The organism is Kribbella sp. NPDC020701 (assembly GCF_055562215.1).
Genome location: NZ_JBVHFT010000005.1, coordinates 112,819 through 136,432, shown reverse-complemented (window position 1 = coordinate 136,432; position 23,614 = coordinate 112,819). Strand labels below are relative to the sequence as shown.

General features: G+C 68.3%; 24 protein-coding genes. 11 read left to right on the top strand and 13 right to left on the bottom strand.

Features of this window, described 5'->3' with window-relative positions; genetic code table 11:
- Nucleotides 1–206: 206 nt before the first annotated feature.
- Complete coding sequence (locus ACZ3HV_RS13720) at nt 207–581, bottom strand: hypothetical protein (RefSeq protein ID WP_465684114.1); 375 nt, start codon at nt 579–581, stop codon at nt 207–209.
- A gap of 344 nt (nt 582–925) precedes the next feature.
- Between ACZ3HV_RS13720 and ACZ3HV_RS13715 the strand changes: the two genes are divergently transcribed.
- The 4 genes from ACZ3HV_RS13715 (at nt 926) to ACZ3HV_RS13700 (ending at nt 4,736) form a co-directional block, all read left to right on the top strand.
- Nucleotides 926–1,216 carry an SIS domain-containing protein gene (locus ACZ3HV_RS13715; protein ID WP_465684762.1) on the top strand — a complete coding sequence of 97 codons (291 nt, stop codon included), beginning with the start codon at nt 926–928 and terminating at the stop codon, nt 1,214–1,216.
- Nucleotides 1,213–2,166, top strand: a complete 954-nt coding sequence (locus tag ACZ3HV_RS13710) for a ribokinase (protein WP_465684112.1) — start codon at nt 1,213–1,215, stop codon at nt 2,164–2,166. Before ACZ3HV_RS13715 ends, ACZ3HV_RS13710 begins: the two co-directional genes overlap by 4 nt.
- Before the next feature lie 69 nt (nt 2,167–2,235).
- Nucleotides 2,236–3,237, top strand: a complete 1,002-nt coding sequence (locus ACZ3HV_RS13705; protein ID WP_465684110.1) for a LacI family DNA-binding transcriptional regulator — start codon at nt 2,236–2,238, stop codon at nt 3,235–3,237.
- A 464-nt stretch (nt 3,238–3,701) separates the two neighbouring features.
- Nucleotides 3,702–4,736: a patatin-like phospholipase family protein gene (locus ACZ3HV_RS13700; RefSeq protein ID WP_465684108.1), complete on the top strand. Its 1,035-nt coding sequence runs from the start codon at nt 3,702–3,704 to the stop codon at nt 4,734–4,736.
- Nucleotides 4,737–4,909: 173 nt separating this feature from the next.
- Here ACZ3HV_RS13700 and ACZ3HV_RS13695 read toward each other — a convergent pair whose 3' ends face one another.
- From ACZ3HV_RS13695 to ACZ3HV_RS13675, 5 genes are all read right to left on the bottom strand, one after another.
- Nucleotides 4,910–8,008 carry a GH92 family glycosyl hydrolase gene (locus ACZ3HV_RS13695; RefSeq protein ID WP_465684760.1) on the bottom strand — a complete coding sequence of 1,033 codons (3,099 nt, stop codon included), beginning with the start codon at nt 8,006–8,008 and terminating at the stop codon, nt 4,910–4,912.
- A gap of 222 nt (nt 8,009–8,230) precedes the next feature.
- Complete coding sequence (locus tag ACZ3HV_RS13690; RefSeq protein ID WP_465684106.1) at nt 8,231–8,989, bottom strand: hypothetical protein; 759 nt, start codon at nt 8,987–8,989, stop codon at nt 8,231–8,233.
- 92 nt (nt 8,990–9,081) lie between these two features.
- Nucleotides 9,082–9,963: a Rossmann-fold NAD(P)-binding domain-containing protein gene (locus tag ACZ3HV_RS13685; RefSeq protein WP_465684104.1), complete on the bottom strand. Its 882-nt coding sequence runs from the start codon at nt 9,961–9,963 to the stop codon at nt 9,082–9,084.
- Nucleotides 9,960–10,796, bottom strand: a complete 837-nt coding sequence (locus ACZ3HV_RS13680; protein WP_465684102.1) for a phosphotransferase — start codon at nt 10,794–10,796, stop codon at nt 9,960–9,962. The genes ACZ3HV_RS13685 and ACZ3HV_RS13680 overlap by 4 nt, the downstream gene beginning before the upstream one ends.
- 41 nt (nt 10,797–10,837) lie before the next feature.
- On the bottom strand, nt 10,838–11,683 hold the full coding sequence (locus tag ACZ3HV_RS13675; protein WP_465684100.1) for a nucleoside hydrolase: 846 nt from the start codon (nt 11,681–11,683) through the stop codon (nt 10,838–10,840).
- Nucleotides 11,684–11,783: 100 nt separating this feature from the next.
- Between ACZ3HV_RS13675 and dapD the strand changes: the two genes are divergently transcribed.
- Together dapD and ACZ3HV_RS13665 are read left to right on the top strand one after the other, a co-directional pair.
- Entirely contained in the window at nt 11,784–12,722 is a 939-nt protein-coding gene (gene dapD / locus ACZ3HV_RS13670) for a 2,3,4,5-tetrahydropyridine-2,6-dicarboxylate N-succinyltransferase (RefSeq protein ID WP_465684098.1), read from the top strand.
- Nucleotides 12,723–12,819: 97 nt separating this feature from the next.
- Nucleotides 12,820–13,791: a VldE C-terminal domain-containing protein gene (locus ACZ3HV_RS13665; RefSeq protein WP_465684096.1), complete on the top strand. Its 972-nt coding sequence runs from the start codon at nt 12,820–12,822 to the stop codon at nt 13,789–13,791.
- A gap of 270 nt (nt 13,792–14,061) precedes the next feature.
- Here ACZ3HV_RS13665 and fdxA read toward each other — a convergent pair whose 3' ends face one another.
- On the bottom strand, nt 14,062–14,388 hold the full coding sequence (gene fdxA, locus ACZ3HV_RS13660) for a ferredoxin (RefSeq protein ID WP_131285641.1): 327 nt from the start codon (nt 14,386–14,388) through the stop codon (nt 14,062–14,064).
- 128 nt (nt 14,389–14,516) lie between these two features.
- Between fdxA and ACZ3HV_RS13655 the strand changes: the two genes are divergently transcribed.
- Nucleotides 14,517–15,443 (top strand): GNAT family N-acetyltransferase, encoded by a 927-nt coding sequence (locus ACZ3HV_RS13655; protein WP_465684094.1) that lies wholly within the window; start codon nt 14,517–14,519, stop codon nt 15,441–15,443.
- Here ACZ3HV_RS13655 and ACZ3HV_RS13650 read toward each other — a convergent pair.
- Nucleotides 15,425–16,801, bottom strand: coding sequence for an MFS transporter (locus ACZ3HV_RS13650; protein WP_465684092.1), 1,377 nt, complete (start codon nt 16,799–16,801; stop codon nt 15,425–15,427). The two genes, ACZ3HV_RS13655 and ACZ3HV_RS13650, sit on opposite strands and share 19 nt — an antisense overlap.
- A gap of 54 nt (nt 16,802–16,855) precedes the next feature.
- Here ACZ3HV_RS13650 and ACZ3HV_RS13645 point away from each other — a divergent pair, with 54 nt between their 5' ends.
- Complete coding sequence (locus tag ACZ3HV_RS13645; protein ID WP_465684090.1) at nt 16,856–17,293, top strand: type II toxin-antitoxin system PemK/MazF family toxin; 438 nt, start codon at nt 16,856–16,858, stop codon at nt 17,291–17,293.
- 44 nt (nt 17,294–17,337) lie between these two features.
- Here ACZ3HV_RS13645 and ACZ3HV_RS13640 read toward each other — a convergent pair whose 3' ends face one another.
- From ACZ3HV_RS13640 to ACZ3HV_RS13620, 5 genes are all read right to left on the bottom strand, one after another.
- Nucleotides 17,338–19,116, bottom strand: a complete 1,779-nt coding sequence (locus tag ACZ3HV_RS13640) for a VanW family protein (RefSeq protein ID WP_465684088.1) — start codon at nt 19,114–19,116, stop codon at nt 17,338–17,340.
- A 137-nt stretch (nt 19,117–19,253) separates the two neighbouring features.
- The gene (locus tag ACZ3HV_RS13635; protein ID WP_465684086.1) at nt 19,254–19,769 is read right to left on the bottom strand and encodes a flavin reductase family protein; all 516 of its coding nucleotides are present in this window, start codon (nt 19,767–19,769) and stop codon (nt 19,254–19,256) included.
- Nucleotides 19,770–19,841: 72 nt separating this feature from the next.
- Entirely contained in the window at nt 19,842–20,753 is a 912-nt protein-coding gene (gene mshB / locus ACZ3HV_RS13630; RefSeq protein ID WP_465684085.1) for an N-acetyl-1-D-myo-inositol-2-amino-2-deoxy-alpha-D-glucopyranoside deacetylase, read from the bottom strand.
- A 43-nt stretch (nt 20,754–20,796) separates the two neighbouring features.
- Nucleotides 20,797–21,093 (bottom strand): LuxR C-terminal-related transcriptional regulator, encoded by a 297-nt coding sequence (locus ACZ3HV_RS13625; RefSeq protein ID WP_465684083.1) that lies wholly within the window; start codon nt 21,091–21,093, stop codon nt 20,797–20,799.
- A 152-nt stretch (nt 21,094–21,245) separates the two neighbouring features.
- The gene (locus tag ACZ3HV_RS13620; protein ID WP_465684081.1) at nt 21,246–21,614 is read right to left on the bottom strand and encodes a (deoxy)nucleoside triphosphate pyrophosphohydrolase; all 369 of its coding nucleotides are present in this window, start codon (nt 21,612–21,614) and stop codon (nt 21,246–21,248) included.
- 76 nt (nt 21,615–21,690) lie between these two features.
- Here ACZ3HV_RS13620 and ACZ3HV_RS13615 point away from each other — a divergent pair, with 76 nt between their 5' ends.
- The 3 genes from ACZ3HV_RS13615 to ACZ3HV_RS13605 all read left to right on the top strand — a co-directional run bounded on the left by ACZ3HV_RS13615 (nt 21,691) and on the right by ACZ3HV_RS13605 (nt 23,607).
- Complete coding sequence (locus ACZ3HV_RS13615; RefSeq protein ID WP_465684079.1) at nt 21,691–22,317, top strand: hypothetical protein; 627 nt, start codon at nt 21,691–21,693, stop codon at nt 22,315–22,317.
- A gap of 107 nt (nt 22,318–22,424) precedes the next feature.
- Nucleotides 22,425–22,727, top strand: a complete 303-nt coding sequence (locus ACZ3HV_RS13610) for a hypothetical protein (protein ID WP_360362835.1) — start codon at nt 22,425–22,427, stop codon at nt 22,725–22,727.
- Nucleotides 22,728–22,806: 79 nt separating this feature from the next.
- Nucleotides 22,807–23,607 carry a hypothetical protein gene (locus ACZ3HV_RS13605; RefSeq protein WP_465684077.1) on the top strand — a complete coding sequence of 267 codons (801 nt, stop codon included), beginning with the start codon at nt 22,807–22,809 and terminating at the stop codon, nt 23,605–23,607.
- Nucleotides 23,608–23,614 lie beyond the last annotated feature (7 nt).

Below are 23,614 nucleotides of genomic sequence, written 5' to 3'. Positions count from 1 at the left end.
ACCCACCACCCCCCCCACCCCGACGACGTAGCAACTCACCCCCCCCCCCCCCGCCCCCCCCCCCCCCCCCCCCCCCCGACCTGCTCCCCTGGCCGTAGGGCGGACCTCCGCTACTCACTAACCTCCGCCGCGGCGCGATGCCAGGCGGGGCGCCGCCTGCGCCGCGGTGGATCTGGGTGGTTGGTGAGTGTTGGGGGTCCGCCTGGTCAGCTGACCGTGAAGTCGTCGGGTTGGATCCAGGTGTCGAGAGCAGGGGCGTTGAAGCCGGCGTAGACCGTTAGCGTCACGCCGTACCCGCCGTACTTCGACGTCGACCACGGATACCCATCGAAGTCCTTCGACAGGAAGTGTTTCCACGGTCCCCACGGCGTCGGCGAGTCGTAGAACTCGAACGTGTACTCCGTCCAGGACGTGTAGACATATCGCTTCTGCGCGGCCAGGTACGTGACACCGCCCTGGCTGATCACGCTCAGGTTGGACGCGTTCGTACCGTACGCGAGTACAGTCGCCGCTGATCCGTCAGCACCGGCTTGCGATCGGCGATCTTCGACGACCACCCGGCCCCGGTGTAGAACTTCCACGCGGCCCGGTCCTGCACCTTGCCCTTAGGGACCCGAGCCAAGAACACGCTCTGCGGATCCGCGGTGTCGAGCAGGCCCAGAGTGGGCAATCGATTTCTCGCAATCTACGGATGACGCCTCGGCCGGTCAAGGGCCAGAGCTGTGACGATGCGATCAAAGCGGCCGATTCGCGCGTGGACACAAGGGTTTCGACCTGGATGCAGACGTTGACACTGCCGGACCGGACTGCCTACTCTGCGGAAATCGATTTCTGATCTAAGAGGCGCTGGGATGCCAGTTGTGCCGAACCGTGCGACCGCCCACCGCACGGCCGACGAGCTGTCCAGGGACCTGGTGGCACGGGGATTACAAGCCGCGCGGGACGCGATCGAGACCGCGAGATCCCGGTGATCGCAATGACCGGTCGTGAGGAGTCAACGCTGGCCCGACTGGCGACGTACACCTTGGACACGATGGTGCTGCGCGAGGCGGATCCGCTGAACCTCGCTCCGACCGCATCCACCACGGCATCGCTTGCGATGGGCGACGCGCTGGCCTGCGCGCTCGTCGTACTGCGGGAGTTCAGCCACCACGACTTCGCGCGGTTTCATCCATCCGGTGCCCTGGGCAAGCGTCTCTCGGGGGAGACCGCATGAGCAGGTACGACGTGTGCGTGCTCGGTTCGTTCATGAAAGATCTGGTTGCCTCGGCGGAGCGGAGGCCGTTGCCCGGGGAGCCGTTGCACGGCACAGGGTTCGCTGAGTTCCTTGGTGGGAAGGGAGTGAACCAGGCCATCGCGGCCGCGCGGATGGGTGCGCGGACCGCGATCGTCGGCACCATCGGCGAGGACCGGTACGGCGAAGAGTTCCTCGAGCTCCTCTCGGCCGACGGAGTCGACACGTCGTGGGTCGTGCGGCACCCTTCGCTGGGGACCGGTGTCGGGCTGCCGCTGGTGCTGCCCGACGGTGGGAACTCGATCATCATCGTGTCCCGCGCCAACGCCGCGGTCACTCCCGACGATGTCGAGGCGGCCGCGGACGTACTGACCGCGAGCTCGGTGCTCAGCGTCCAACTGGAACTCCCGGTCGAGGCGAGTCGCGCTGCCCTCCGGCTCGCCTCGACCGCGGGCGTCACGACGATCCTCACCCCGGCCCCCGTCGGCCCGGTCGATCCGTCGCTGACGTCGTACGTCGACATCCTGGTCCCGAACGAGGTCGAGGCCGCCGCGCTGACCGGGCTGGACTGCGACGACTCGGCGCAGGTACCCGTGATCGCCCGCAAGCTGGCCGACTCGTGGGACCTCCAGGGCTGCGTCGTCACGCTCGGCTCACGGGGGGCATTCGTGGTCGATCGTGCCTCGGGCGCCGAGGAGTGGGTCGGCGCGCACGAGGTCGCAACCGTCGACACGGTCGGCGCCGGCGATGCCTTCTGCGGGTCGCTCGCCGCCTCCATCGCCTCCGGCGCCGACCTAGTGGATGCCGTCCGGCTGGCGAATGCGGCCGGTGCGCTGTCCACAACCGTGAACGGTGCGGCAGACTCCGCTCCCGACCGCGCAGCCGCCCTGGCCCTGCTGGACGACGCGGGCCTTGGTTTGCGGTCACCGTGAGATCCTTTGGTCTGGATCGGGACTAAAGTGCGATCCAGACGACCATCGGATCTCAGGCGGGGAGCGGGCATGACGACGATCTACGACGTCGCGCGCAGGTCCGGTGTGTCGCCGGCGACCGTGTCGCGCGTACTGAGCGGCCGCCGCAACGTCGATCCGGAGCTGTCGGAGAAGGTCCGCGCCGCGGTGGCCGAACTCGGATACCGCCCGAACGGCGTGGCTCGCAACCTCCGCAAGTCCAGCACGAACCTGTGGGCCGTGGTCATCTCCGACATCGAGAACCCGTTCTTCACCTCGCTGGTCCGCGGTCTCGAGGACGTCGCCCAGACCGAGGGCTACCACGTGGTCCTCTGCAACTCCGACGAGGACCCGGCGAAGGAAGCGGCGTACGCGTCGGCAGTACTGACCGATCAGATGGCCGGTGTGGTGATCTCCCCGACCAGTACGGCGGAAGGCGTCCAGCTCCTCGCCGACGCGAAGCTCCCGATGGTCCTGATCGACCGCCGCGTCGACGGCGTCGACGCGGACACCGTACTCGTCGACAACGAGCACGGCGCGAACGAGGGCGTCAAACACTTGATCGACGGCGGCTACCGCCGGATCGCCTGCATCACCGGTCCCCGCAAGGTCTCGACCGCCATGGACCGCCTCGCCGGTTACCGCTCCGCTCTCCGGGCCGGCGGTATCCGTTACGACAAGGACCTCGTCCGGCACGCCGACTTCCGCGAGGCCGGCGGGTACGCCGCGATGGAGAGCCTCCTCGAACTGCCTGAGCCACCCGAAGCGCTGTTCGTCACCAACAACCTGATGACGGTCGGCGCACTGGAGTGCCTGGCGAAGAAGGGCCTCCGGGCCCCGAAGGACATCGCGGTAGTCGGCTTCGACGACATCCCCTGGGCCGACCTGGTCGTGCCCAGCCTCACCACAGTCGCCCAGCCGACGTACGAACTAGGCCGCACCGCAGGCCTCCTGCTGAAAGACCGAACCGCCTCCCCCGGCCGCCCACCCTCCACAGTCACCCTCCGCACCGAACTACACATCCGAGCCACGTCCGCCCCCCGCAAAAAGTAACCACCCGCTCCGCGGCAGCTGATCTTCCCCCGCGGACCGGTGTCACAGGCCCAGGTGATCGGCTGAGGGATCCCTCCGCCGCCGGGACAGCCGCGAACGGCAGCCTAGGCCGAGCCCCACCACCACCCCGGACTGCGCTCGGGTCTCGGTCGGGTCCCCCGGCCGGGCAAACCCTCCAACTGGGGGGACAACCCCTCAGTTGGAGGGTTGCCCCCTGAGATTCTCAGTGGGCAACCCTCCACTTGAGGGGGCAACCCGGATTCGTGCACGGGTGTGGACCTGGCCCAGGTGGCGCTCATCGTGTCGGCGGGCTGCTAGCATTTCAGCGATCGTGATCTATCGGCGGGAGGTGAGACCCATGTACGCAGTGTCCGCAGTGGGTGCTCCCCCGCAGTGCACGATCGCGCGACTGAGGTAGTCGCACCTGGGAGCGCCCGACAGGCAACTCGCGAAAGGCGACTCCCATGAACACAACACCTTCTTCCTCGGCTCCGCGCATCAGCTCGACGACCACCACTTCCGATGGCATCGCGGTGCCGCGAACACCACGGCACGGGAATTGGCCGATGCCCGACCAGCAGGTCGACGGCACACGGCAGGCGGCCGACCCGAACAAGCGAGCCTTGGTTCTCGCCGGTGGCGGAGCGGCAGGCAATGCTTGGGAGCTCGGTCTCATCGCCGGCCTGTCCGATGCCGGGGTCGATGTCACCGAGGCCGATCTCATCATCGGTACGTCGGCAGGATCGACGGTGGCTGCCCAGATCACCAGCGGGACACGGCCGGCCGAACTGTACGCGGCCATCCTCGCCGAGGTGCCCCGGCCACAGACCAGCGACGCTGGATCGGCCGGCGGACGCGCTACAAGTCTCTCGCAGACCTATCTGGAGTGGTCGAACGGAATCATCGGTGCTGCTCAGGATGCGTCCGACATGCGCCGCAGGATGGGCGCCGCGGCGCTCGAAATGGATGCTTCCGAAGGCTCCGACCAGACGCGCTGGCGCGACATCGTCGCGGCTCGGCTTCCCAGCCGGCACTGGCCGCAACAGCGTGTGCTCATCACGGCTGTCGATGCGCAGACCGGCGAACCGGTCGTGTTCGACCGTCACAGCGGAATCGAGCTGGTGGACGCCGTCGCCGCCAGCACCAGCAACGGTTTCGGTCCCGTTCCTCCCTACCGCATCGGCAGGAACCGATACATCAACGGCGGCTACCGACGCAGCGAGAACGCCGACCTGGCGGCTGGGTACGGGCGGGTGCTGGTGCTGTCACCGTTCAGCGGCAGGACGCGGATGCCGCTGGAGTGGGGCATGGACCTCGCGACCCAGGTCGACGAACTACGCGCAGGGGGCAGCAGGGTCGAAACTGTCTTTCCAGATGGCGGCGCCGGCGATGTGTTCAACGCCAATGCGATGGATCTGTCAACGCGGCGGCAAGCCGCGCGCGGTGGCTACGACCAAGGCCGAGCCCTCGCGGACCTGCTCGCCGAAACCTGGCGCTGACGCCGGCCCACTGTCGCCAGTCCGCCGTGCCCACTTTCGCCAGTCCGCCGTGCCGACTTCGCCGGTCCTCCGCGCCGAACACAAGGCGGTCCTCCGTGCCAAACACAAGGCGGTCGGGGGCGGATGGTCGACACCGTCCGCCACCGACCGCAGTTGTCGTGACGCCTACTTGGTCAGGTGAGGAGCTCGATTTGGCTGAGGCTGATGTCAGACGTCGAGGCTGTGATCACCAAGCGGTAGTGGGCGTACGCGCCCGGTGTTGCGATCGTGAAGGGGCGGGTCTGGCGGCGCCACGTGAACGACTGATCAGCGCGGTCGTCCAGGACGGACCAGGTTGTGCCGTCGGCGGAGGCCTCTAGGCGCCAGGAGGTTGGGTCGCCTTCGGATGAGCCGGACGTCAAGGTGTAGAAGGCGGCCGTGCCCGGTTCCGACAGGGACCAGGTGATGGTCGGCGTCTCCGTGTCGAAGTGGCTTTCGGTGGACGAGTCGTCGTCGAAGAGGGGATGGTCCTGGCGCGGGATCAGGTCGACCAACGGGGCCGGGACCTCGTCGTCAACCGTCAGGGCAGGTGGGGTAGAGAGGGTTCCCCAGTCGGACGGCTCCGGGCCGAGGACGAAGTCGAGCTGGCCGGCCGCGCGCAGGTCGGCGTCGGTGATGGATGCTGTCGGCAACTGCTTGCCGTCGGCCCTGACCTCCTGCACGTAGGGGTGCTCGTGACCAGAGGCAGTGATCACGATCGGGGCGCCGCCGAGAGGGGTGACCACCGTCCGGGAGAACAGGGGTGAGCCGATGGCGTACTCCGGTGCGCCGACGCGGAGTGGGTAGATGCCCAAGGCTGCAAAGAGGTACCACGCCGACATCTCGCCGTTGTCCTCGTCGCCGGGGTAGCCCTGGCCGATCTGCTCGCCGACGTACAGGCGCTGCAGGACCTCACGGACGATCGCCTGCGTCTTGTGCGGCGTACCGGCGTAGTTGTACAACCACGCGATGTGGTGCGCCGGCTGGTTGCTGAAGCCGAACTGGCCCATCCGGACGGCCTGGGCCTCGAGCATCTCGTGGATGACGATCGAGTAGGTGCCCTTCTTCACGGCCAGTTCCGGCGTCGTGAAGAACTCGTCGAGCTTGGCTTCCAGACCGCGCGGACCGCCGTACAGGTTGGCCAGGCCGCGGCCGTCGTGGGCGACGTGGAAGGCGAAGTTCCAGCCGTCGGTCTCGGTGAAGTCGCCGCCCCACTCACACGGGTCGAACTCGTCGGGCGTCTTCGCGAACCGCCCGTCCGGCCGCCGGCCCTGGAAGAAGTTGATCTCCGGGTCGAACAGCAGCACGTAGTTCAGCGAGCGACGACGCAGGTACTCCGCCTCTTCCCGGAGCTGGGCGCGACGGTCAGCAGAGACTGTGGGATCGTCGGCCAATTGCGAAGCCATCAGCGCGAGACCGAAGTCGTTGAGGTACGCCTCGAGCGCCCACGACACGCTTTCCTCAGTGTCGGTACTCACGTAGCCGGCGAAGAAGCCGGTCGCCACCCCCTTCCGCCCGACCTCGGTCTCGGTGGGTGCGACGGTCGCGTTGCGCAGACCAGCGTCGTACGTCGCCAACGGGTCCGGCAGCGGAACACCCTTGAGATACGCATCGGCGAACGCGACATCGGAGCTCGTCCCGGTCATGCAGTCCGCGTACCCCGGGGACGACCAGCGAGCGATCCACCCACCGTCGCGGTACTGCTGCACGAACCCGTCCACCAGCTCGGCGGTCAGCTCCGGGTAGAGGAACGCGTACGCCGGCCACGCGGTCCGATACGTGTCCCAGAAGCCGCTGTTGACGTACATCTTCCCCGGCTTGACGACCGCGTCGGTCTCGCGGTCAGTCGCCGTACCCTCGGTCGGCAGCACCGGGCTGGCGTAGCGATGGTCGGGGTCGTCGTTGGTGCCGGCGTTCTCGAAGTGCGAGTTCGGGTAGAGGTTGAGGCGGTAGAGGTTGCCGTACACCGTGCGCAGCTGCGGCTCGGTCGCGCCCTCGGGACGGATCACCTGCAGGCGCTCGTTCCAGGCTTCGTTCGCGGCCTGCTGGATGTCCTCGAGGCTGCGTCCGTCGAGCTCGAGCTCCAGGTTGTGCCGGGCCTGGTCGACGCCGATGAACGACGTCGCGATCCTCAAGGTCACCTCTGACAGATCGAAGGTCGCCGCTCGGGCGTTGTCCCGGCCGCCGATGGTTGGTCCGAAGGTGGACGGGGTTTCGGAGAAGAGGCCGTAGCAGTACATCCGGGTCCGGCCGGTCTCCGAGCCGTTCTCGACCCATCCGGTCAGCGCGGTTCCGTCGTAGGTGAAGGCGCCGTTCTCGTCGATCGAGTCGAAGACCAGGTGCCGGCCCGCCGCATCATCGGGGAACCCGAACCGGAAGATCGCGCCGTGATCGGTCGGCGCCAGTTCCGCGCGTACGCCGTTGCTGAGGGCAACCGAGTACAGATCCGGACGGGCGATCTCGTCATCGTGGCTGAAGGCGACAGCCCGTGCCGCCGGATCCCCCAGCGGGTCGGCCGATGCGACCGGCATGATCGTGAGCTGATCGCGATCGCCCATCCACGGGCTCGGCTGGTGGGAGAACGTCAGGCCCTGCAGCTCCGGCCGGTTGTCGGCGTTGTTGGTCCGGTGGTACTCGTACGGCCACCGGTGCGTGGACGCGTCCGTCACGGGCGTGAGGAAGTTGAACCCGTTCGGCCAGGCGGTGATCGGGAGCGTGTTGCCGCGGGAGAAGCCGTGGCTGGCGTTGGTGCCGCGCCGGGTGTCGACGTACGCAACCAAGTCCGACCCGTCGAGCCGCGCCGGAGCCTGCGAGATCTCGAGGTCGTCGATCCACCCTTGGAAGTCCGAAGGCCCGTCAACCACGAGCAGCACCTGCTCGACCGTCTTCCCCGCAACCGCCGTGAGATCGACCTGCACGTCGTTCCACTGGTCGGCGTACAGGATCTTGGCCGCACCCTGACCCGCCGCGTCGAACGGCATCCCGTACTGATCCACGACCCCGACGTCCGACAGCCGAGACCCATCGGTGAACACCAGGTCGACCGCCGCGTACGTCGCCCCGTACGTCAGCTGCTCATCGAGCTCCGGGTAGATCTTGTACCGCAACCGATCCCCGGCCGCCACCACAACATCAACCCCCGGCAGCACCCCCTCCTGCCGCCCACCGGCCCCCGCAAACCGGATCGCGTCAACACCACTGAACCCAGCCCGCGGGCTGGTCGGCCCACCCGGCCCTCCACCTATCTCGATCATCACGGCCGCAATGCTACGTTTCAACGTGGCATCGCAGGCAGGACGTTCCCCATGGTGGACCCCGTGCGCTGCCCGATCCGTGCAAACCTCGCAAGGTCAACTTGCCTGCTGCTAGGCTGTTGTTCACGAGGCCTTCGATGGCCGCGGAGAGAACGCCAGGTCTGCTGCCAGACCCGCCTGATCAGGTGCGGCGCTCCGGACCATCGAAGGTCTCGTTGCTGTTCACAGCCCGGTTCGTGGCCACCACGGATACGCCTCCAGCGTGCCAGGGACCACGACGACCTCGAAGCCACCTGGGCCGTCGTCTGCGCGCCGGATCTGATGTCGGACAGCCATCAGGTGATGCGCCTCGAAGCCACCGAACTCGTCCGCCTCGAGCGCTGCCCTCAGCATGCCGGCGTACTGGTCCGCTGCCTGTAGGCCGTCCAGCTGACCAGGCCCGAGGAATCCAGGCCTCCCTCGCAGCAGTTCCCACGGCGCACGATCGGCAGCAGCCACCCGCAACTTCTCGAACCAGGCCAACGTCTCCTCATGCCGGAAGCCACGGACATGCCCGAAGGTGATCACCACGTCTCGCCGACCTCCCGGCCATTCGTTCGCCGTGTGCAGCACCTGCTCGAGCACTCGCCCAGCCACGAAGTTGTAGAAGGCGACCTGATCGGCGATCGCCTCCTCCACCAGGCCGATCGCCGACTTCTCCACCAGCACGAAATTCAGCACAGCACCCGGCACCGCTCCCAACTGCGCCGCCACGAACTGCCGCCGGGGAAACCTCTTCACGTGCTCCGTCCAGTGCAGCGGCTTTCCCGCCGGGACCGACAGCCGGTGCCTGCACAGTCCGATCGCACGCCGAAGCCCAGCATCGTCCTCGTCGGCGATGACCACCGCGACCATGCCGAAGTATCGCGACGCACGGAGAGACAGACCGCGGTCGCCGGTCTCGTCGACGTACGCGCGCACCAGCGGCCGGTCGAAGTACATAAGGGGAAACCTTACGAGTCGGCAACCGCCTACGGCGGGCCCGAATCGAGTCTGTGGACAACTGCCCCGGAATGCCCCAGGTTGCCCCGGACTCAGTGAGGTGGTGGCGGTGGAGTGTTCCCATCCTGGACCCAGGACACGTAGTCGTGGGCGGTTTCTGCGGCTGGACGGAGTTGGAGGCCGGCTGTTAGGGCTCGGGTGTTGTCCAGTTGGAAGGTGCCGTTGTGGGGGAGGTGGACGCGGTCTACCTCGGGGGACCAGTTCATGGCGGGTGGGTTGGGTACGACGGAGCGCCAAGTGGCGGCGAGGTCCGACATGGTGTGGGTCGGGCTTACAGCGTTGAAGGGGCCTGGCAGCCGATTCACGGTGATCTTCACAAGGAAGGTGGCTAGGTCTCGGGCGTCGATGTATTGGATGGGCTGGTCGGGACGGGCGGCGCATTCCATCGTCACGTTGTGGGCCAAGGCCCAGCCCCAGTTGCCGAAGTCGGGGTTGTAGGGGCCGACGACGAAGCCGGAGCGTACGGCGGAGGTTCGGGGGCCGAACACCCCTGCCAACACCGACTCACAGCGGACCTTGGACGGGCCGTAGAGGTCCATGGTGAAGTGGTCCTCGGGGGCGCCGGATGGCCACGTCAGCAGTGGTGCGGACTCGGTCATGCCGGGGGTGGTCTTGCTCGCGTAGACGGCGATCGACGACATGTACGTGTAGTGCGCGCAGCGGTCGCGGAGGAGCGACGCGCTCAGGCGGACGTCGTGGACCAGGAAGCCGGAGATGTCGATGACGCCGTCCCACTCCCCCGTCGCGAGTACGGCGGGATCCGCGCGCTCACCCGTCAACCGGCGTACCGCGGGAAACAACGAAGGATTCGTCCGCCCGCGATTGAACAGCGTCACCTCGTGACCGTCGCGGAGGGCGGCCTCGACGACGTGGCGGCCGAGGTTCTTGGTGCCGCCGAGGACGAGAAGCTTCACGCGAGCTGCTCCACGAGACCTTCGAGCTCGGCCAGCAGCGGATCGATCCAGTCCTCGGAACCGGGGATCGTGCGCAGACCCTCCGCGATCACGAAGTCCAGCGCGCGCAGACAGAAGCAGGCACCGCCGACGAGCAACTGCCGGTCGACCAGGAACGGGTCGGCTCCGGCGCTCTCGACGTACTGCGCCACGATCGGTCCACGGTCGTGGCCGAGGGCAACGGCATCGCGGATCAGCGTGTAGAGGTCGCTGAGGTGCGGCGCGAGGTACACGAGCGGCCAGTCGACCGCGGTCCACCGGGTGCCGTCCGTGACCAGATTCTTCGGCACGAAGTCGCCGTGGACGACACCCAACGGCGCACGCTGGTGGAGCGCGGCCAGTGCCTGTGTCAACGGCGCGACATCGAAGGAGATCCGGCCGATCCGGTCGGCCAGTTCTTTCACGTGCTCCGGCGCAAAGCCGGTCGGTCCGGAAACAGCATGGCTACGGATCTCCGCGAGCAGTCCAGCGGCGGCCAGAAACCCCTCCGCCGACGGCTCCTGCTCAAGCGTGACCCGCCCGACGTCCGCGAGTACCAGTACGCCGTCAGCCGCCCAGATCAGCTCTGGAGCCGGCAACCCGAGCGGTATGACGAACCGCTCGTACGCCGTCCCTTCCCCGGACTGCGCGTCCGTACCGCGCTTCACGATCACGCTGCGGAGGCCGTAGGACAGGCGCCACACCTCCGACGAGCCCCACTGGCGGAGCAGCTCTCCGTGCAGCGCGTCCGCCGATGGGGCCTGCGTCGCCTGGAGGACTGGTTCGGACACGGTCTCGAGCCAGGCGGGGAGCATTCGACGAGTAGATCACAACCGGCCGCACGCTCGCCGTCGAATTATCCGGTCACCCGGCAGGCCGTGAGGATGCGGTCCACGATGCGCCGCCCGACCCGGCCGGTGTCGAGATCGGTGACGATCCGGTGCGGCCCGTCGCCGGGGGTGAAGCGCGTGCGGCCGGTCGGGTCGACCTCGATTCGGCCGGTCGCGAAGGTGAACAGCTCCGGGTCCGTCAGCATCAGTACGGCGGCCGGATCGTGTGGCACATTGGAGTCCTCGGCGTTGAACTTCCAGAACTGCCGCATCTCCGCGGCGAGCAACCGGCCGAGCGGCCCGGCGGCCTCGATCTCCGCGACCGCCGCGCCGCCGAGCCGGATCCGGGTCGTCTGATCGAGCCCGATGACGGTCGCCGGGATCCCGCCGGCGAACACCACCGCGGCCGCGTCGACATCGCACTTGATGTTGTGCTCGACCTTGCTCAGCGAGAAGTCACCGCCCATCACAAACAATTGTTCGACAGCCCGCGCGGGTCGCTCCACGGCTTCGGCCACGTTGGTGAGCGGCCCGACCGCGACCACCGTCGGCGAGGTCGCGAGTACGTCGATCGGGTCGGCCCCGGCGTCGACCTTCTCCCGCTCGAGGTCCGGCAACAGCGCGCCCTCGTGGCCCGCCCACCAGACCGCCCGGCCCGAGCGGGTCTCAGCGCGCCCCGCCACCACCAGCCCCGGCTCCCGGCCGGCCACGCCGCTCACCCGTGCGACCATCCTTGCCCTAAGCAACGTATCGCCGTACACCGTGGTCACGGCGGCCAGGTCGAGCTCGGGTGAGCCGAAGATCGTGGCCAGAGCGAGGACGTCGTCCACGTCCGAGCCGATGTCGGTGTCCAGGGTCAGAGCGGTCGTCATCGGCATCCTTCCGGTCAGTGGCGCCGGTCACCGGGCGTGCGAGGCGCTCGGATAGCGGTCGGGTTCGATGGCCCGGTCAGCAGTCTGGCAGGCTGTGGGTATGACCGAGAACGCCACGCATGCCTGGGGCTTCGGCCTCGCCACCGTCACCGCCGCCGGGACCGTCCTCGACGTCTGGTACCCGGCCCCCGAGCTCGGCGCCCAGCCGGCCGACGCGAAGGCGCCCGCCGAGCTGATCGCGGCCGAGGGCAACGACGAGCTCCGGCAGGTACGGCGTGAGGTCGTGGCGGCCGAGATCACGCTGGACCAGGCCCCGGCCGGCACCGCGGACGCGTACCTGCGGCTGCACCTGCTGTCGCACCGCCTCGTCCGCCCGCACGGCCTCAACCTGGACGGCATCTTCGCCGCCCTGCCGAACAACGCGTGGACGTCGCTCGGCCCGGTCCCGGTCGAGGAGATCGAGCAGGTCCGGCTCCGGGCCCGCGCGGCCGGTCAGCACCTGTCCGTGACCAGCGTCGACAAGTTCCCCCGGATGACGGACTACGTCGTACCGAGCGGGGTCCGGATCGGCGACGCCGACCGGGTCCGGCTGGGCGCGCACCTGTCGTCGGGGACGACGGTGATGCACGAGGGCTTCGTGAACTTCAACGCCGGCACGCTCGGTACGTCGATGGTCGAAGGCCGGATCGTGGCCGGAGTGGTGGTCGACGACGGCAGCGACATCGGAGCGGGCGCGTCGATCATGGGCACGCTGTCCGGCGGCGGCAAGCAGGTCGTCTCGATCGGCAAGCGCTGCCTGCTCGGCGCGAACGGCGGCACCGGCATCTCGCTCGGCGACGACTGCGTGGTCGAGGCGGGGCTGTACGTGACCGCGGCCACCAAGGTCACCCTCCCGGACGGCAGCGTGGTGAAGGCCCGCGACCTGTCGGGACAGCCCGGTCTGCTGTTCATCCGCAACTCGGTCACCGGTGCGGTCGAGGCGCGTCCGCGCAAGGGTGAGGGCATCACGCTCAACGAGGCCCTGCACGCCAACGCGTGAGTCGCGCCAACCAATGTGAGCCTGTGCACGTCAACCACTTCGTGACCTTTCGATCGGAACCTGTCCCCCGCCCCCGCACGTTGGGACCCGTATGCCGATGAAGCGGGGTGCCGTGGTTGCCCTGGGCGCCGTAGCGGCGCTCAGCCTGGCTGTCGGCGTCGGCATCGCGTGGATCGGCGGCAAGAACATGGGGTCGATCCTGCCGCCACCGGAGCAGTGCGAGGCCACGATCAGCGGCCAGACCGTCGTCCTCGATCTGGAGCAGGCGGAGTCGGCCGCGATCATCGCGGGCGTCGCCGTACGGCGTGGGCTGCCGGCGCGGGCGGCGACGATCGCGCTCGCGACGGCGTACCAGGAGTCCGGGCTGCGGAACCTGGCGCACGGGGACCGGGACTCGCTCGGGCTGTTCCAGCAGCGGCCGTCGCAGGGCTGGGGCACCGAGGCGCAGGTGCGGGATCCGCACTACGCGGCCGGGAAGTTCTACGACGCGCTGGTGAAGGTGAAGAACTATCAGAAGCTCGCGGTCACCGTCGCGGCCGACGCGGTGCAGCGCAGTGCGTTCCCCAACGCGTACGCCGACCACGAGGCGGACGCCCGCGTCCTGGCGTCAGCACTGACCGGGCAGTCGAAGAGTGTCTTCAGTTGCACCGTGAACACGTCGTCGGTGCCGGCCGAGACGATGGGCCGCAGCGGGCTGACGCCGCGGGCGGACGCCGTACGGACGGATCTGATCCGGACGTTCGGGAAGTTGTCGACCGGCGGGTACGCGGCGGGTGGCGTGCGCTCGGGGCACATGGAGGGGTCGGCGCACTACGACGGCCGGGCGATCGACGTGTTCGTACGGCCGATCTCCGCGGCGAACACCACCAAGGGCTGGGCGATGGCGCAGTACCTGGTCGCGCGGGCGGACGTGCTGAAGATCAAGACGGTCATCTTCAGCGACAAGATCTGGACCGCGGGCGGGCGCTCGGACAGCGGCTGGCGGGATTACACCCCGCCCGAACGCTCCGGCGACCCAGCCATCCTGCGCCACCTCGACCACGTCCACGTGGACGTCCTGGAGCAGTAGCGGGGGGGGGGGGGGGGGGGGGGGGGGAGGAAAAGGGGCGGGGGGGGCGCGGGACCTCTGTTTTTGGTGGGGGGGGGTGGGACTCCCCCCCCCCCTCCCTTCTCTCCCCCCCAATCCTTCCTACCCCACCCCACCCGACCCCGCGAGACCCCCTGGAGACAGTGGGGTCCCCCCCCCCCCCCCCCCCGCTTCAGTAAGTGGGCAGACGATTACTCGTCGTGTTCCTGCGGGGGGAGGGCCGCGACCCCTCACTCCCCGCGTTTCAGGCTTTTACTCGTCGTGTTCCTGCGGGGGCAGGGCGGCGATGAAGGGGTGGTCCTTGTCGATCTTGCCCATCTTCGACGCGCCGCCGGGGGAGCCCAGGTCGTTGAAGAAGTCGACGTTCGCGGTGTAGTAGTCCTTCCACTGCTCCGGGGTGTCGTCTTCGTAGTAGATCGCTTCCACCGGGCAGACCGGCTCGCAGGCTCCGCAGTCGACGCATTCGTCGGGGTGGATGTACAGCATCCGGTTGCCCTCGTAGATGCAGTCGACGGGGCACTCCTCGACACAGGCGAGGTCCTTCAGGTCAACACACGGCTGCGCGATGACGTAGGTCACTGCTACTCCTCCTATGGCAAGGCAAGCGCAGCTGGGACTTGGGGTGCTGCGATGCGGTGATGCTGTGTTTGGTGCAGGGTCTCTAGTATCACGGTAGTACTTCGCCCACTCTGCCAGGAGTCCGCATCGTGTCAGGTCTGCGCGCCCGTGATATCGGCCACCGTGTCGTCGTCCGGCACCGGATTCCGGGCGGCCTCACCGATGTGATCGGCGTACTGCAGTCCTGGGACCCGGTAAGCCTGGCTGTTCGCCACGCTGACAGCAGTGTGCACCAGATTGATGCCGATGAGGTGACAGCGGCGAAAACTATCCCGGAGACACCACTGCGGCCGGTGGACGTCGAGCAACTCTTCCTCAGCACCGCACTGGGCCGCCCCGCGGTCGAGACGTCGTACGTCGGCCACTGGTTGCTGCGGGCATCGGCCGGCTGGACCGGCCGGGGCAACTCGCTGCTGCCGGCGGGAAGCCCCGGGATGCCCGTGGCCGAGGCCCTCAAGCACGCTGAGGCCTTCTACGACGAGCGCGGACTGCCCCCACAGGCCCTGATCCGGCTCGGTAGCCCGGAGGCAGAGGACTTCCGTGCCCTCGGGTGGGTGGACGCCCGTCCCGAGCAGTCCGACGTACTGGTCATGCACACCACGCTCGACCACGTGAACGCTGCGCCGGAGTACGACGTACTGATCGCGGAGCACCCCGGAAACGCTTGGTACGCCGCCGCCTTCGACGGACCGGTGCCCGAGCCCGCGCCGAAGGTGCTGGAGGGCGCACCGAAGGCCGTCTTCGCCTCGATCAGCTTGGACGGCCGGACGGTGGCGGTTGGGCGTGGATCCATGACAGGCCACTGGCTTGGCGTCGATGCGATCCGCGTCGACCCGGCGTACCGGCGCCGTGGGCTGGGCTCCGCGATCCTGCAGGCTCTGGCGCGCTGGTCCGGTCCGTTGGGCGGTCGCCGTACCTATCTGGAGGTGCTGGAGGAGAACGCGCCCGCTATCGCCACCTACGGGCGGCTCGGCTACCGCGAGGCGTACCGCTACCGCTATCTGACCAGCCGCTGAGCCGCACCCGCCCCGACCATCGTCAGCACGACAAACCCGGCTAGTACGACGCCCAGCGCGCGCTCCGGGTCAGTTGCGAGCGCCGCATAGGTGGAACCGGCCAGAGCGACGCCCAGTGCGCCTGAGAGCTGAGCGTTGGTGGCGACAACTCCGGAGAGGTCCGCGGCGTACTGCGGGGACATGCTGGACGTGACCGCCCCGATGAGCGTGTTGGCGCTGATCCCGAGGCCCAGGCCGCCGATGCCCAGCAGTACGAACACAAGCGCTCCAGTGCGGCCGCCCAGCAGCAGATAGGCCAGCACGGACAGATAGCCGGCCGCCAGGACCAGACAGCCGATGACCGGCATCCACCGCACTCCCCTGCGCAGTCTGGGCAGAATCGGGCCGGCCAGGCCGAAGGCAGCCACCCAGACGACCATGGCGAAGCCTGAGTACGCAGGGCCTTTGTGGAGGCCGTTCTGGAGGTAGAGGGCGAGCACGAAGAGTAGGGCGAAGTACGTGCCTGAGGTGCAGCCGTGAGCGAGCAGACCGGCTCGCACTGATGGGTTCCGCAGGACCTGGCGAGCGATCAGTGGGCGACCACCTCGTGCGGCTGTACGGCGTTCGCCGTACTCGAAGAGGGCCAGGGCCGGGAGGCTCAGCAGGAGGCAGAGCCACGACCAGGCCGGCCAGCCGCGCTCGGAGCCCAGCAGAAGCGGGAAGATGACGAGCAGAACCGTTGTGGACAAGGTGAGTACGCCGATCAGGTCCAGGCGATCACGATGCCCGGCCGGGTCGGCGGGGAGCTGGCGGCGCGCGGCGATCGCGAGCGCGATGCCGATGGGCACGTTGACCAGGAAGATCGGCCGCCAGCTGGTTCCGAAGAGGTCGGCCGCGATCAAGATGCCGCCGAGAATCTGCCCGGCGACGGCACCGCCGGACAGGGCGATCGAGAAGTAGCCGAGTGCCTTCAGCCGATCGCGGCCCTGGAAGTGCAGCTGGATGCCGCTGAGCACCTGCGGGACCATCAGCGCGGCGCCGGCGCCTTGGATGAAGCGGGCGACGACCAGGGTGACGATCTCCGGCGCGAGCCCGCACGCCAGCGAGGCTGCCGTGAACACGGTCAGGCCGAGGACGAACGTCGTACGGTAGCCGAGCGACGAGCCGAGGCGTGCGCCGGTGATCAGCAGGACCGCGAAGGCGACGACGTACCCGGACACGACCAGGCCGACCGCGCCTTCGGACGCGTGCAGATCGGCGCCGATCGACGGTCCCGCGATGTTCGCGACCGCGGTGTCGATGTTCGCCATGAACTGGCCGGTGAGCAGGACGGCGAGGATCGCGTTCCGGCTGAGCGTTGGGGTCTGTGTGAGTGCCACACCGCTGGAACGGTGTGAGGCGGGTGAGATGTGAGGGCGTTAGTCTCGGGTCCCATGGCGGATCACGTGGCTGAGCGGCCCGAGTACGCGGGGGACTTCGAAGGAACGGTGCACGTGGAGTACACGCCGCATCCGGACGACGGGGTGGCGGATCCGGGCGAGGTCGTGTGGACCTGGGTGCCGTTCGAGGAGGACTACACCCGCGGGAAGGACCGGCCGGTGCTCGTGGTCGGGTCGGACGGGCCGTTGTTGCTCGCGCTGATCCTGACCAGCAAGGACCACGACCGCGACGCCGCCGACGAGGCGCGCTGGGGGCGGGTCTGGCTGGACATCGGCAGCGGCCCGTGGGACAAGGAAGGCCGCCGCAGCGAAGTCCGCCTGGACCGCGTACTACGGATCGACCCGGCCCAGGTCCGCCGCGAGGGCGCCGTCATCGGCGAGGACCTCTTCAACCAGGTGGCCGCCGAACTCCACACCCTCCACCGCAGCTGACTGTCCCATCCCCACTACAGGGGCGCGGCGGGGAGCCTGGCGGGTCACTGGGGGCGGCGGGGGGTGGTTTCCGTGGTGGGTTTGCCGAGGTTCGGCGGGGTGCTGATGCCGGGCGGTGGCGGGGTGGTGCCCGGCTTCGGGCCGCAGCGGATGTCGTCGGCGGCGTTGTACTTGGTGGTGAAGGACTCGGTCTTCTTCCGTACGCCGTTCTGCGCGAAGTACCGGAAGACGGTGATGTCGAACCCGGGGGTCGGCGCCTGCGCCCGGCAGTCGGGCGCGGTGTTGTACACCACCTTCGGTGCGCGCGGGTTGGACTTCGCCGACTGCCCCGCGGTGATGTCCCAGACCTTGGTGCCCCAGATCTTCACCGTGATGGTGCCCTGCGTGCCCGGCGTGGACGCCTTGAAGATCGTCTGCACCAGGACCCCGTGGCCGGAGTCGTTCTGGAACTTCATGTCCACCGATCCCCAGGCGACCGTCGCCTCCCGGCCGATCGGGTAGCGGCTGATGTAGACGCTGTGCGCCTTGTGCTCGACATCCTTCAGCCCGGCGAAGAACGCCGCGTTGAAGGTGGTCGTGGCCGACTGCGACACGCCACCGCCGAGGTCGAGCACGAACTTCCCGCCGCTGATGATGTTGCCCTCGGTGAAGCCGTTCTCCTTGGTCCGCTCACCGACGATCTTGTTCAGGCTGAACGTCTCGTTCGGTTTCAGCAGCGTGCCGTTGATCTTGGCCGCCGCGGTGCCGATGTTCACGTTGCGGTACGGCGCGTGCGGGAAGTGGGTGGTGAACTCCCCCATCACTTCCTTGATCCCGAGCGCGGTCACCTGCTCGGTCGTCACCGCCGCCGCGGTGTGCGTCAGCCCGACCGCGGCCCGGCGCTCGCCGGTCGGCTTGGCCAGGATGTCGAGGATCGCCGGCGCCACCTTGGTCCGGTCGACCACCATGCCGTCGACGGCCGGGATCACCGTCGGCCCGTTGCCGACGATCTGCACGGTCGCGTCCTTCGGCAGCGTCTCCAGCGCCTTGAACCGCTGCTGGAACAACGGCTCCAGCTTCTTCGCGTTCAGCACCGGCGTGAGCTTGCCGCCGGGAAGCGTCACCGCCAGCGCCGGCGCGATCTCGGCCGGCTGCAGCTCGACGGACTTGGACCCGACGGTCAGCCGGATCGGGCCGGACATCGCCGGTTCGGCGTACTCCTTCATGGCCTTGTCGAGCGCGTCCGTACCGGCCTCCGGCTTGGTCACGCCGACCGGAAGGTCCTTCGCGGCGCCATCGGCGGGATAAGCGGCGAGCACCGCGTCCTCGGCCTTGTCGTTGTCCAGCTGCAGACCGTCGGCCGGGGCCTGCGGGACCGGCTTGGTGCCGTCGAACGTGATGGTGCCTTCGGTGGCCGGCCGGTTCACCTGGCCGGCGAGCTTCTCGACCGCGGCCTTCAGCTTCGCGTCGTCCTTGGTGACCACCGGCTGGATCGCGTCGCCGCCGGTCAGGCCGTGCCAGATCCGGCCCGGGGCCAGGCTGCGGCCCGCGCCCGCGGCGGCCACGGTGGCGGCCACGTCCACCGACAGGCCGGCATCGGCCGGGTTCACCTGGAACTTCGACTCGCCCGCCTTCAGCGCGATCGGCTGGCCGACCCGGTCCTGGAGACCGGCCTCGAGCTTGGCCTTCGCGTCGGACTCGGAGAGGCCGCCGACCGGGATGCCGAGGACGGTGGTGTCACCGGGGATCTTGTCGCCGGCGAAGGCGAAGGCCGCCCCGTATCCGACCACGAGCACACCGAGCCCCGCCGCGGCGATGATCCCCGCGAGCTGCTTTCTCCCCACCGGACAGAGTCCTCCTGCTCGAAGCCATGGACAGACCGCTCCCCTCAGGGACACGGCCCAGGCACAAGGGCACATACTACGGGACGGGGCATGCCCCTCAGACCGTTGGGCAGGCCCGGGTTGCCCCATGATCACCGTCAGGCGTCGGGCAGTTCCCGGTAGTGACTGGAGTAGTAGATCAGCGCGCTCGGATCGGCGGGCTCGCCCAGCCCGAGGCTGAGCACCTCGCCGACCACGATCGTGTGGTCGCCGCCGTCGTACGTCGCCCAGGTCCGGCACTCGAGCCAGGACTGCGCGCCGTCGACCAACGGACACCCGGTCTTCGGGCCGGCCGCCGTACCGATGCCGTCGAACTGGCTGTACAGGTCGCGTCCGGACCGGGCGAACCGGTCCGCGATCGCCCGTTGGTCACCGGCCAGGACCGAGACCGCCCAATAGCCACAGTCCTGGACAGCGGCGTGCATCCGGACACCTTTGTCGACGCAGACCAGCACCAACGGCGGATCCAGCGAGACCGAGGTGAACGCGTTCGCCGTCATCGCGTGAGCCACGCCGTCCTGCAGCGTGCTCATGATCGTGATCCCGGACGCGAACCGCCCCAACGCGGCACGGAACTCCTCGGGCGCAACGCTCCCACTGGGTTCCGACGACACCCCAGCAGACTATGCCCGCCGGAAGGTTGACGCCTCAACCGAGCGTGTGGGAACGGTCACGCCGCTCGGGCTCTACAGGCCGGCGAAGAGGTCGTGCTCGACGCCGTCCGGGCCGGGCGCGGCCGTGCCCTTGACCAGGCGGTACGGCTCCGAGCCCCAGATCTGGTTGCCGTTGTTGTTCGACAGCGCGAAGAACGGGCCGTCGACGGTGATCTGGGTGGCGTGCGCCTTCATCGCGTTCATCTTGCGATCCAGGTACGCGGCGGCGTCGATCACGCAGTCGATCAGCCGATCCGGCGTGATGAACGGGCCGAGCGGGCCGTCGGGGTCCAGACCCTCGAAGGTCGTGGTGTCACCGGACTCGCGCAGCTCGCGCAGGCTCGCGCGCATCCGCGACTCCGCCATCGCCGTCCAGTAGATCTTCGGGATGTCCCACGCCTCGCCGAGGTCCTCCCGGTACGAACGTGCGCCCGCGAGGGCAGCCGCGTACGTCGCGACCCGGTGGGCCTTGATGTGGTCGGGATGGCCGTAGTTGCCGTACTGGTCGTAGGTCACCAGCACCTGCGGCCGGATCTCGCGGATGACCGGGATCAGGTCGTTGGCGGCAGCGAGCAGGTCGGCCTGCCAGAAGCTGTCCTTCCGGGTCTCCGGCGGGACGTCCGCGTTGCCTTCGTCGTTGTAGATCATCCCGGTGTCGCGGTACTTGCCCGGACCACCCAGGAAGCGGTGGTCGGTGACCCCGAGCTCGGCCATCGCGGCGGCGAGCTCACCGATCCGGTGCTCACCGAGCTGGTCGGTCTGGTCGGCGGCCAGGTGGACGAGGTCCGGGACGAGCACCTCACCCTCCTCACCGAGCGTGCAGGTGATCAAGGTGACGTGGGCGCCCTCGGCGACATAGCGCGCCATCGTGACACCGTTGTTGATCGTCTCGTCGTCGGGGTGGGCGTGCACCAGCATCAGCCGGCGATCCGGAAGCTCAACCATGCCGAAAGCCTACGTCGGCCCCCGGACAGAAACGGAGGGCCGCTCAGCCGAAGCGGCGGACCAGCAGGCAGCCGGCCTGGAAGCGGGACTTGGCGCCGAGGCCGAGGATCAGGGCGCTGATCTCGGCCCGCACGGTGCGCAGCGACAGCCCCAGCTCGCGCGCGATCGAAGCGTCCTTCGCGCCGGTGGACATCATTCGGCCGATCGCCACCTGGCGGCTGGTCAGTTCCTTGACCGCCGCCGGGCTCTGCCGTCGCGACCCCAGTTCGTAGACCTCGCAGACGACCTCCGGCGCGAAGTCCTCTCTTCGCACCGCAGGAACGGCCGGATACACCGACATGCCGCACTCCTCCCCAAGAAGTCTCAGGCAAGGATTGTCTCGGTGGTCTGATCCGCTCACCAGGTACAACCCATACAACTGACCCATACAGTTCCTCTGCGTGAGCCTGTGATGGCGTTCCGCACCCTCCGGGCCGGTGTGACTTCTGCCACTCAGAGCAGGGTCCGCAGCTCCCGGACGAACGGCCGATCGGGCACCAGCCAGTCCATTTCGTCCAGTTCCGCCGCCCCGAACCACCGGAGCTCGTCGTGCTCCCGCCGTACCGGCTCGCCGTCGATGATCGACGCCAGATAGACGTGCAGCCGGTAGCGCTCGGAGATGTCCACCGCGGGTCCGAGCGCCGCTCCGACCTTGATCTCCAGGTCGAGCTCCTCGCGGATCTCCCGCACCGCGGCCTGCTCCTCGGTCTCCCCCGGCTCGACCTTCCCGCCGGGAAACTCCCAGCCGCCATCCGGCCCTGGCCGGTACGCCGCCAGCACCAAGCCGTCCCGCACAATGGCCACTCCCACCACAATCTGCACTGCGCTGATTCCTTCCCCGCCCCGGTCAGGGTGACTCTGCCAGAAACTGTCGGTCAACCTCGGCAAGATGATCTCCATGCCGTTGCAGAACAGGGTTTTACCCACCCAGGAGATCGTGGCCGAAGCCGGCCGCGGCCTCCTGATGGGCAACCGCGGCACCCTGCACAGCCCGGATCGCCGCCTCGGCACGACTCGCTGGCGCTCGAAGGCGTGGATCTGCTGCGTCCTTGAATGGAAGGGCGTTCAGCGCGATCCGATGCCCCCCGGACGCTGGACGGCATTGTTCTTCTTCGACGAAGCCGTCGCCCTCGCCGCCGGCCATCGCCCCTGTCATTACTGCCGTCGCAGGGATTTCCTCCTCTACGCCGGCGCCTGGGCGCGCGGCCGTGACCTCGACGAGCGTCCGCGCGCCGCCGCGATGGACGCCCAGCTCCACAGCGAACGTGTCGAACCGCGCACCAGGCGACAACGCACGACCATCCAGGATCTCGCCACCCTCCCCGACGGGGCCATGATCCGGTACGACGGACGCCCGGCCCTCGTCCTGGACCACCAGGTCCTGCCCTGGTCCTGGCAGGGGTACGGCGATCCCCTCGAACCACCCGGGTTGCGCGAGGTCGCCGTCCTCACCCCACCGGCGAATCTCGTTGTGCTGCAGGCCGGATTCGTTCCATTACTCCACCCGTCAGCAGGCCGCAACTGAGGTGACCCTAACTGGGAACACGCCGTACCGAGGGGTCTTCCGTTGGGCGCCTGGCAGAGGCAAAGTGTGCCCATACTGACAGCTACATAACCATCACTGGAGTCGGCATGAGTGAAGGCAACAGCGGCCGTGAGGTCACCGCCGCAGTCGTCCGCGCGCTCGAAGGCCTGCATGCGGCCGTCGGCAAACTCAGCCAGGAGTACGGTGACACCCTCGGCATCCGCCGCCTGGTGTCCGACGTGGCCCGGCTGAACGACGACCTCGCAGAGCTCGGCCCACCCGACCCCAAGCACAGACCCGGACCGGTTCCGGAGGAACTCGAGGAGATTCCCGACGTGGAGTATGACGCGTCCATGTGGACAGACGCGGAGCATGAAGGCTTCGGCGCGCCGGACAGGCACGCTCCGTGACCGAGCGCAGCGAGGAAACCAATAAGCAGAGCGGGCTTTCTCCAGCAGAACAGCCCGCAGCGAAGCGAGGACGACTCTGATGGCGACTGGGGTCAGCGCACCCGGTCGCGCACAGATCGGGCAGAAAACACTACGGACCGATCGCTGGTGGCTGGCGCCGCTGCGGATCGGCGTGATCCTGGTCTTCTTCGTCGTCTACGCGACGATCCGGATCTTCATGAACAAGTGGTACTGGGTCGACGCCTACCACTACCTCACACCGCTGTACTCGCCGTGTGTGACGGAGTCCTGCGTCCAGGGGTCGAGTCACCTCGGCACCTGGTTCCCGAAGTTCCCCGTGTTCATCCCGTTCGGCATCATCACCTTCGCGGTGCTGGCCGGCTTCCGGGGCACTTGCTACTACTACCGCAAGGCGGGCTACCGGTCGCTGTTCTTCGCACCGGCGGCGTGCGCGGTCCCGGAGCCGCACAAGAAGTACACCGGTGAGCGGAAGTTCCCGCTGATCGCGCTGAACCTGCACCGCTACTTCTTCTACGGCGCGCTGCTCTTCGGCCTGCTCAACGTGTACGACGGCATCCAGGCCTTCCACGGCAAGGACGGCGGCTTCGGCATCGGCCTGGGCACGGTGATCATCTGGGTCAACCTGGTGATGCTGTGGCTGTACACGCTGTCCTGCCACGCCTGCCGGCACATCGTCGGCGGCCGGCTGAAGAACTTCTCCAAGCACCCGATGCGCTACCGGTACTGGACCTTCGTGTCCAAGCTGAACCCGAAGCACGGCACTTTCGCGATGGCGTCGCTGTTCACCGTGATCCTCACCGATGCTTACATCATGGCGCTGTCGGCCGGCTGGTTCTCCGACCTGCGCATTCTCAACTGACAGTGCT